We start from the raw sequence: 6,643 nt of genomic DNA on the forward strand, positions 1-6,643 counted from the left end.
CGGGTGCGCGGGGCCCCGGCCGAGCGCGGGGTCGACTCCCTGGTCGTCTTGGCCGGTGCCCGGTGAGGGCGTGGTGGGCGGTGGTGGTGCGGTGGGTCCGCACCACCACGGCCTCGGCGAGCGTGTTCCGGGCCGCCGGAGAACCGCTCCCGTGCCCGTACTCCTGATGCGGTGCCGGCCTGCTGCCCCCGCGGCAGCAGGTCAGCCGACCAGGAAATCCGCCTTGCCCGCCTTCGCTCCCTGTATGAACGCCTCGATCTCCCCGGAGGTGTAGATCAGGGCCGGTCCGTCGGGGTCGGCGGACTGGCGCACCGCGACCCTGCCGTCCGCCAGTTTCATGGTCTCGACGCAGTTGCCGCCGTTGCCGCCGCTCCAGGGCTTGTGCCAGCCCTCCTCACCCAGCTCGGCGGCCGGCATTCCGTTGTATATGCGTTTCATTCACAGCTCCTTGCGGAGATCGTCGAGGATCTCCTTCGTGCGTTGTACTGTCGCGGCCTGGGCCGCCATGCGGTCCATGACCTCGAGGTGCGTGGCGACCTCGGGGCGCGCGTCGAGATAGACGGCACCGGTCAGGTACTCGCTGTAGACCATGTCCGGGAGTTCGGCCACCGCGAACCGGAAGAGGACGAAGGGTCCGTAGGTGCCGGGGTGGTGGCCGGCCGCGAACTCGGCGATCTGCAGGGTGACGTTCGGCAGCCGTGCGCCCTCGAGCAGCTTCTCGATCTGGGCCTTCATCACGCCCGGTCCGCCGACGGGTCTGCGCAGCACCGTCTCGTCCATGATCACCCAGAGCTTCGGGGCGTCCGGGCGGGTCAGCAGGGACTGGCGCTCCATGCGCAGCGCCACATGGCGTTCGACGTCGTCCGGCTCCGTGTGGCCGATGGCTCCGCCGAGCATGATGGCCCTGGCGTAGTCCTCGGTCTGGAGCAGACCGGGCACGAAGTGCGGTTCATACGCACGGATGAGGCTTGCGGCACCCTCCAGGCTGACGTACATGCTGAACCAGTTGGGCAGGACGTCGTGGAAACGTTGCCACCAGCCGGGCTTGTTGGCCTCTTCGGCCAGCTCGACGAAACCGCGGGCCTCCTCTTCGCCGATCCCGTAGGCGCCGAGGAGCAGTTGGACGTACGGGATCTTCAGCGCGACCTCGGCGGTCTCCATCCTGCGGATGGTGCCGGGGGCCACGCGGAGGACCTTGGCCGCTTCCTCGCGTTTGAGGCCGGCGCGCTCCCGCAGATCCTGCAGGCGCTTGCCGAGAACGACCTGCCCCACGGTGGGGGCGGACCGCGGTTCACTCACTTCGAGACCTCCCCACGTGCTTGTTTGCGAGCAGTGTGCCATGGCACCCATTCAATGAATATGCCCACTCTGAATTTTTCATAGTGGGGGTTGCCAATGTGATGGTTGCAGCGGGAGAGTGGTCGTGTGAACCGTGACGCGCTCGCCACCGAGCTCCTGGACTCCCTTGCGGGGACCGATCTCACCCGGTATGCCTTCGAGTTGCCGGCGCGCGCCGAACAGGTCTCACGGGCAAGAAAGTTGGCCTCCGCGCGATTGGGAAGCTGGGGCGTCGAGGGAGACGCCCACGACACCGCCCTGCTCGTGCTCTCCGAGCTGTTCACCAACGCCATCGTCCACACCGGCGGCCATCTGGTCGGCTGCGAACTTCTCGTCGGCGACGGCCGGTTGCGCGTGACGGTGCAGGACCAGGGTGCCACCACCACCGGCCCGCGCGTGTGCCACGGCGCGCAGGGCGAGCGCGGGCGGGGGCTGCTGCTCGTGGAGGCGGTGAGCCGTGCCTGGGGCACGTACGACGCCGCGCCGGGAGTGGGCCGCGTCGTCTGGGCCGAACTGCCCTTCATACCCGATGCCGCGTCCAGGGAAGGGGCGTCGGCGTCGGAGTGGCAGTGCTGAGGAACCTGGCGCCGCTCCTGTCCCGGGGCGTGCGCCACGCCGACGCCGACCTCCTGAGCAGGCTCGAGGTCCCCGCCGCGCTCCCCACCACGCTGGGGTGCGACGCGGTCGGCGTCCCCGCGCACTACGGAATCCGACTGCTCGCCCGGATGCGGAGCACCGGCTGCGTGTTCGCCGACGGGGCCTGGTGGTGGTGGATCGTCCCCGCCGGCTCCGACCTCGACCTGACCTGGCCGCTGCCGTCCCACTACGCCCGCGGGGCGCGGGTGCCCGCCAGCGGCGCCCGGCTGATCCGCCGGCCGGACGGCCCGAGCCCGTACACGCCACCCATCCCGCTGTACTTGATGGCCTGTCAACTCACCGGCACCGCGCCGCGTTGGCCGGCCGGCCTGACCGGTTCGGCACGGGGCTGAACCGGAGCACCCGCCAGGTCCGCCGGACCGCCGGGCGATCCGCCGGGATAGGCTTCTGCGCATGTCAGAAGCGAATACGGGCCCCGAACGGCAGGGCCTCACACCGCGCCAGGCCCGCCGCGTCCGGATAGCCCTGTCGGCCGCCATCATGATCGCGGTGGGTGCCACGCTGGTGCTGCGGCTCGGCAGCACACACTCGGTGCTCACCGTGGGCTTCTACGGCATCGCCCTGATCCTCTCCGGCAGCGCGCTGGTCCTCAGCCGCGCCGGACGCACCCGGTGGGCCACCCTGGTCCTGGGCATCGGCGTGGCGGTGGCGCTCGTCGCGGAGTGGGCGATCGCCTCGATGCGCTGAGCACGGCGAGGCCGGCCTTTTACCGAGGCGACCGGTCACCGGGTCCGGCGGCGACTGATCCGCGGGGCCGAACACGGGGATCGCCGGGCACGCCCGTGGTCATTCACCAAATGACTCCACCCAGGGCGCAGTTCGGCCTCGCGACTGCCGGAAGGGTGGCCGGCCGGCGTCGGCAGGACGCCCGGCCCTGCGGCTGCGGCGGCTCGCACCGGCGGCAGCAGGAACACGGGGGTGACGCCTGAACAATGGCCCCCGCGCGGTGGCGATCTGGCGGTGGGTCAGCGGCCGGTGGAGCCGTCGATCAGTTCGCGGAGGATGTCCGCGTGCCCCGCGTGACGGCCGGTCTCCTCGATCATGTGGGTGAGTGCCCAGCGGATGCTGGGGGCCGGGTGGTCCGGCTGCGGTCGAGGGACCGGTGCCCCGAGGTCGGTGCACCCGTCGAGCACTCGGTTGGCGCGCTCGACCGCGTCCCGGTAGCGGGCGACGACATCGTCCACACCGTCCTGCGGCGATGCCTGGAAGGTCGCTTGCCAGTCGTCGACCTGCTCCCCGAGGAACATCGAGCGCTCGACGCAGGTCAGATGGCCCAGCAGGCCGAGCAGGTTCGTGCCCGACGGCACTGCGGCTGTGCGCACCTGCGGTTCGGGAGCGCCGTCGACCTTCGCGGCGATCGAAGTCCGCAGGTGGTCGAGGAATCCGCGCAGGACCTCGGCCTCACTGTTTCCGGTCCGGGGTGGCGGGGTGTCGCGGCGGCGGGTGCGGCGCGTGGTGCTGGGCACGGGATTCTCCTTGCCTTCGGGGCCGGACCGGGATCACACGGTGCGGCGGATGAGGAGGATGTGGTCGGTGACCTCGGCGGTACGTCCGCCCGGGCCGGTCGCGGTCCGGCGGGGTGTGTCGGCCCGCTCCACCGTCCACGTCGCCGGGTCCAGCCCGATTCCTGCGGCGACTTCCCGAGGGCTCGGGTACCGGATGTCGGGGTCCTGGTTCCACGACCACGGCGCGGTCGAGCCGTGATCGACGACCAGCAGCCGCCCGACCGGGCGCAGCGCGTGCGCAGCCGCGCGCAGGACGGCTGCCCGGTCCAGGTCGAAGGGGGTGTGCAAGTAGTGGGCGCAGATCAGGTCGAAGGCGCCGGACGGGAAGGACTCGTGCAGGTCGTGCCGCACCGCGGTGACGCGCTCGCCGAGGCCTTGTGAGTGGGCGAGGGCGGCGAGCCGCTCGACGGCCACGGCCGAGATGTCGACGGCGGTGACGCGCCACTGTCGGCGGGCGAGCCACAGCGCGTCGCCGCCGTTGCCGCATCCGAGGTCCAACGCGTCACCGGGCGGCAGGCCCGTCACCGTCTCGGTGAGGCGAGCATTCGGCTGCGGGCCGTCGGCTTGCGTCCGGGCCGCGTACACGCCGTCCCAGAACGCGACCGCTTCGGTGGTACTCATCGGGGCTCCTTCTGTCGGTATGCGCCCAGTCTGAGGAGCCGACCCGCGACTTGGCACGGAATCTTGCGGTTATGGCAAGGTGGCCTGATGGATCACCATGCGGACGACGAAGTTCTCGGCGCGGTCGGACCGCGGCTTCGTGCGCTGCGCCGCGACCGCGGCATCACCCTTGCCGACCTCGCGGCGACGACCGGCGTCTCGGAGAGCACCCTGTCCCGGCTGGAGAGCGGGCAGCGCAGGCCGACCCTGGAACTGTTGCTGCCGCTGGCCCGTATCTACGACGTTCCGCTGGACGACCTCGTCGGAGCCCCGCGCACCGGCGACCCCCGGATCCACCTCAAGCCGATCAGGCGGTTCGGCATGACCTTCGTGCCCCTGTCCCGGCGGCCGGGCGGGGTGCACGCGTTCAAAATGATCATCCCTGCCCAGCCGGGACCGCTGGAACCGACCCTGCAGACCCACGAGGGCTTCGAATGGCTCTACGTGCTCAACGGCCGCCTGCGGCTCGTCCTCGGCGAGCGCGACCTGACGTTGCCGCCCGGTGAGGCTGCCGAGTTCGACACGTCCTTGTCCCACTGGCTGGGCAGCGCCGACGGCGGCGTGGTCGAACTTCTCATCCTGTTCGGCCTGCAGGGGGTACGTGCGCATGTGCGCACCGACGCCCATCGCCCGTCGCGGCCCGGGAACCAGCGGTGACCCCGGAGAGCGATTGCGTGCTCGCGTCGGAGTGAGCCCCGCCGCGCGGCTGCTGGTCCTGGGGTCGTAGCAGGTGCTCACCCGCTGGGCGGACCAGGCTCGTTCCAGTAGTTGATGTCGCGCCGCCGCGGTCGGTGCGAGGTTCAGTGCATGACCGGTGCGACAGGAATGAAGAGGGCGCCTTCGCGGACGTGGTGGCAGCGGTGGCCGTGCTGGGTGAGCCGAGCCACCGTGCTGTGGGCGATTGCCTACGCCGGTTTCGGCCTGGTATGCGCGCTGAACGGGACGCCGCTGTTCCATCTGGGCGGAGCGCAGGGGCCCTCGGCACTGGGCTGGGGCGCCGCAGCGGTCGGGACCCTGGCGGGCCTGGCCAGTGGCGCGGTGGCACGGTACGGACTGCGGCCGTCCTTGCGGGTGCTGCTGTGGGTGGCCTGCGTGCCGGCCGGGATCGCCGCGTTCGGCCTGCTGATGGACGTCATCACGCTGGTCTTCGGCCAAGGGGTGGACAGCGGGGTGGCCGCCGCGAACCACGTACTCGCGGCGGCGGGCGTCCTGTTGCTCGCGGCCACTGCCCGGTCCGACCGCCGTCCGACCGCCGCAGCCGCCGTACGGACTCCTTCCGCCGCCTCCCGGCCGGTGCAGCTCGCCGCCTGTGCGGGGACGGTGGCCTTTCTCCCCTACGCGGCGATGAAGCTCGTCTGGGCGACCGGCGGCACCTTCGCCGGGATCTCCGGCGAGGAGATGCTCGCGATGTCCGAGCGCAACGGCGCGTCGGGAATCTGGCTCACCTTGGAGTCCTGGGGCCTGGACGGCACCGTACTGCTGGCCGCGCTCGGCATCCTCCTGTTGTGGGCCCTGGTCCGCCCGTGGGGCCAGGTCTTCCCGCGCTGGACGCTGTGGCTGCGAGGCCGACGCGTCCCTCGCCCGCTCCTCCTGGCCCCGGCCTTGACCGGCGCCGCCACGCTCGCTCCGTACGGGCTGCTCGGAGTCGGCTACGCGGCCCTGTCCACGGCCGGCGTCGTGACGATGCGGCGCGGCGACTTCCACTCCTCGAGCGATGCACTGCTGGTCGCCTGGATCGGCATGGCCGCGTTCGCCGTCCACGGCGTCGCACTGGTGGTCGCTGCCCGCTCGTACTGGCTTCGGACCAGCTCCACCCGGCCGGGCGTGGCCTGTCACGGTCCGGCCGAGCCCTCACCCTGATCGCCGCGGCCGTGAAGCTGCCCGGCCCGAATCGCGTCCGCCGGGACCTCGAAGACGATCTCGAGTCCGTCCCGCTCGTCCGTCTGGTCGCCGACACGCGTGAAGCCGAAGCCCGCGATGGTGGCCAGGGAGGCGGTGTTGTCGGGTCTGACACTGGCCCGCACGGTCCTGACACCGGGTTCGTCGGCGGCCCTGGCGAGCAGCGCCGCCAGCATGGCGCGGGCATAGCCCTGGCGGCGGTACCGGGGCACGACGGTGTAGCCGACCTCGACCGTGCCGGCCTCGTCCGGCGGTCCGTGGAACCCGGCGTCGCCGACGACGGTCCCGTCCGGCTCGGACACCGCGGCCCGAGTGATCCAGGGCGCGGCAGACGGGTCCTTGGCGATCTGTTCGGCCCGGTAGCCGAAGATCCAGCGTGCCCGGTCGCTGACGAAGTATTCGTCGAGGGCGATCCCGGCCTCGGCGCTGCCGCCGGCGAGGTCACCGTCGGCGAGCGCCCGCAGCGCCGGTGCTCCGAGTTCGACGAAGCGAACGCGTCTGGTCGTGGAGAGAGGTTGGTTGTTCATCGCGGAGATGCTCGCCGGGTGCCGAGGGCCTGTCCACAGCGTTTCGGTCTCGGCCGA

At 71.6% G+C, this 6,643-nt stretch carries 10 protein-coding genes; 5 read left to right on the top strand and 5 right to left on the bottom strand.

Translation table 11 applies throughout. From position 1 onward, the window contains the following. Nucleotides 1–201 precede the first annotated feature (201 nt). Both ACWGH4_RS28105 and ACWGH4_RS28110 read right to left on the bottom strand, forming a co-directional pair. On the bottom strand, nucleotides 202–438 hold the full coding sequence (locus ACWGH4_RS28105) for a DUF397 domain-containing protein (protein WP_441261849.1): 237 nt from the start codon (nucleotides 436–438) through the stop codon (nucleotides 202–204). After that, nucleotides 439–1,299, bottom strand: coding sequence for a helix-turn-helix domain-containing protein (locus ACWGH4_RS28110; protein WP_453465864.1), 861 nt, complete (start codon nucleotides 1,297–1,299; stop codon nucleotides 439–441). It lies immediately after the preceding gene. A gap of 126 nt (nucleotides 1,300–1,425) precedes the next feature. Here ACWGH4_RS28110 and ACWGH4_RS28115 point away from each other — a divergent pair, with 126 nt between their 5' ends. The 3 genes from ACWGH4_RS28115 (at nucleotide 1,426) to ACWGH4_RS28125 (ending at nucleotide 2,682) form a co-directional block, all read left to right on the top strand. Continuing rightward, nucleotides 1,426–1,914 (top strand): ATP-binding protein, encoded by a 489-nt coding sequence (locus ACWGH4_RS28115; protein WP_453465866.1) that lies wholly within the window; start codon nucleotides 1,426–1,428, stop codon nucleotides 1,912–1,914. A gap of 5 nt (nucleotides 1,915–1,919) precedes the next feature. Further along, nucleotides 1,920–2,327: a hypothetical protein gene (locus tag ACWGH4_RS28120; RefSeq protein WP_453465880.1), complete on the top strand. Its 408-nt coding sequence runs from the start codon at nucleotides 1,920–1,922 to the stop codon at nucleotides 2,325–2,327. A gap of 61 nt (nucleotides 2,328–2,388) precedes the next feature. Further along, a complete protein-coding gene (locus ACWGH4_RS28125; protein WP_453465868.1) occupies nucleotides 2,389–2,682 on the top strand; it encodes a hypothetical protein in 294 nt (97 codons plus the stop codon). A gap of 278 nt (nucleotides 2,683–2,960) precedes the next feature. Here the strand turns inward: ACWGH4_RS28125 and ACWGH4_RS28130 are convergent, their stop codons facing one another. Then, a complete protein-coding gene (locus tag ACWGH4_RS28130) occupies nucleotides 2,961–3,461 on the bottom strand; it encodes a DinB family protein (RefSeq protein WP_453465870.1) in 501 nt (166 codons plus the stop codon). A 33-nt stretch (nucleotides 3,462–3,494) separates the two neighbouring features. Continuing rightward, on the bottom strand, nucleotides 3,495–4,121 hold the full coding sequence (locus tag ACWGH4_RS28135; protein WP_453465872.1) for an SAM-dependent methyltransferase: 627 nt from the start codon (nucleotides 4,119–4,121) through the stop codon (nucleotides 3,495–3,497). A gap of 87 nt (nucleotides 4,122–4,208) precedes the next feature. Here ACWGH4_RS28135 and ACWGH4_RS28140 point away from each other — a divergent pair, with 87 nt between their 5' ends. Further along, nucleotides 4,209–4,817, top strand: a complete 609-nt coding sequence (locus ACWGH4_RS28140; RefSeq protein ID WP_453465874.1) for a helix-turn-helix domain-containing protein — start codon at nucleotides 4,209–4,211, stop codon at nucleotides 4,815–4,817. A 216-nt stretch (nucleotides 4,818–5,033) separates the two neighbouring features. Then, complete coding sequence (locus tag ACWGH4_RS28145) at nucleotides 5,034–6,020, top strand: hypothetical protein (protein ID WP_453465876.1); 987 nt, start codon at nucleotides 5,034–5,036, stop codon at nucleotides 6,018–6,020. Here ACWGH4_RS28145 and ACWGH4_RS28150 read toward each other — a convergent pair. Beyond that, nucleotides 5,993–6,586, bottom strand: a complete 594-nt coding sequence (locus tag ACWGH4_RS28150; protein ID WP_453465878.1) for a GNAT family N-acetyltransferase — start codon at nucleotides 6,584–6,586, stop codon at nucleotides 5,993–5,995. The genes ACWGH4_RS28145 and ACWGH4_RS28150 overlap by 28 nt on opposite strands. Nucleotides 6,587–6,643 lie beyond the last annotated feature (57 nt).

It is taken from the genome of Streptomyces sp. NPDC054847 (genome assembly GCF_053610925.1).

Bases quoted from the DNA above. Each gene is read 5' to 3' on its own strand.
- ACWGH4_RS28105 (WP_441261849.1), bottom strand. From the start codon at position 438: ATGAAACGCATATACAACGGAATGCCGGCCGCCGAGCTGGGTGAGGAG.
- ACWGH4_RS28125 (WP_453465868.1), top strand. From the start codon at position 2,389: ATGTCAGAAGCGAATACGGGCCCCGAACGGCAGGGCCTCACACCGCGC.
- ACWGH4_RS28135 (WP_453465872.1), bottom strand. From the start codon at position 4,121: ATGAGTACCACCGAAGCGGTCGCGTTCTGGGACGGCGTGTACGCGGCC.
- ACWGH4_RS28140 (WP_453465874.1), top strand. From the start codon at position 4,209: ATGGATCACCATGCGGACGACGAAGTTCTCGGCGCGGTCGGACCGCGG.
- ACWGH4_RS28150 (WP_453465878.1), bottom strand. From the start codon at position 6,586: ATGAACAACCAACCTCTCTCCACGACCAGACGCGTTCGCTTCGTCGAA.